We start from the raw sequence: 1,423 nt of genomic DNA, 5'->3' as shown, positions 1-1,423 counted from the left end.
CGCAGCGTCACGCTGATCTTGAGCCGATGCGCCTGCGCCAGGTCGGCCGAACCGAGGCGGCGGGCGATCAACGGGCCATCGCTGCCGAAGCTGCCCACGGCGTAGAGGAAGGCACCGGCCATCGCGCTGTTGCCCACGGCCAGGCAGAGCTTGGCGCCGTCGCCGTACTGCACCTGGCAGCCGGCCATCTCCACGGCCTGCTGCGCCTTCACGCGGTCGTCGAAGTCGATCGAAGCAAACGGCAGCACCAGCGGGCGCAGCGCAGCACCCGCACTGCCGCCGCGGCTGCCGGGATTCAGCAGCGCCAGTTGGCCTGCCGGGTGGCGCAGCCGGGCGACGATCTGCGCCTGCGTCTTGGCCAGCCCGTCCTGGTAGGCCCGCCAGCCGCGCTGCTTCTCGTCCTGCAAAACACCCAGCGCCAGCGCCAGCGTGGCCAGCGCCAGCAGCAGGAAGGCACCGCGGAAGAAGACCCGCAGCCGCAGCGGAATGCGGATGCGGCCCGGCAGGCTGAGGATTTCAGCGCCGGGAAAGCGCAGGCCGAACGCCATGCTCAGCCGCCCCAGCGAAAGCCACGCATGGGGATGTTGGCAATCGCGTCGAAGGCCGGGTCGATCTCGCGGAAGGCGTCGCGGATGGTGCTGACGTGCTTGCGGATGTTGTCGCGGTTGCGCCCGCTTTTCACCACCAGGTAGAGGTCTTCGTAGCTGACCACCTCGCCCTGGCGGGCCACCAGCGCGGCCAGGATGCGCTGGGCGGTGAGCGGCAGGTTGATGCGCTGGCCACGCCAGATGGCGCTGCCCTGGCGCAGCGGGTCCAGCTGCAGCTCCTGCGCGGGCGCGGGCTGCGGCACGGGGGCGGCCTGCGCGCGGTCGCGGGTGGCACGCAGGATGTCCAGGAAGGTGTCGATGAAGTCGGCCTCCTCGAAGGTCGTCTTCTGCAGGTAGTCCCAGGCGTCCAGCGCCTTCATGATGCTGCGGTAGATGGCAGCCGGCATGGCTGAGACCACCAGCACCGGCGTGCCTGCGTGCTGCTTGTTGATCGCGTTGATGATGGCCACGCCGGCATTGCGCTCGCGGCCCAGCTCGATGTCCAGCACCACCAGGTCATAACGCTCGCGGGCCAGCGCCGCCTCGGCGTCGTCGCGGTTGAACCACTGGTCCACCACGATGCCTGGCCGCGCCGCTTCGATCCAGCCGCGCAGCTGCTGGCTGGTGGGCTGGTCGTCCTCGATCACCGCCACCCGGGGCGGGTTTGCTGCACTGGCCATTGCGCTGGTTCCTCCTGCTGGCCGCGGATTATCCGGGGCCGCCCTGGCCAGCCACGTGAAGGTTTCTTCCGCGGCCGGAAACCAGGCTCACGCCGCCGAGCAAAGACGCCCCGCGCCACCGCTGTCGCCTTCCGGGCCATTTCCGAAGAATGACTT

1 protein-coding gene and 1 pseudogene are annotated in these 1,423 nt (G+C 69.8%); both read right to left on the bottom strand.

The features are described 5' to 3' along the window. Positions 1–548: pseudogene (locus FKP22_RS30325) on the bottom strand (sensor histidine kinase); the annotation flags it as partial. A 2-nt stretch (positions 549–550) separates the two neighbouring features. Next, positions 551–1,267: a response regulator transcription factor gene (locus FKP22_RS30320; RefSeq protein ID WP_141291918.1), complete on the bottom strand. Its 717-nt coding sequence runs from the start codon at positions 1,265–1,267 to the stop codon at positions 551–553. Between the last annotated feature and the right edge of the window lie 156 nt (positions 1,268–1,423).

This window comes from Ideonella azotifigens (genome assembly GCF_006519715.1).
Taxonomy (GTDB): Bacteria; Pseudomonadota; Gammaproteobacteria; order Burkholderiales; family Burkholderiaceae_C; genus Ideonella; species Ideonella azotifigens.
This window is presented reverse-complemented; position numbering and strand designations above follow the sequence as displayed.

Excerpts from the sequence above, each read along its gene's own strand:
- FKP22_RS30320 (WP_141291918.1), bottom strand. The coding sequence starts at position 1,267 with ATGGCCAGTGCAGCAAACCCGCCCCGGGTGGCGGTGATCGAGGACGAC.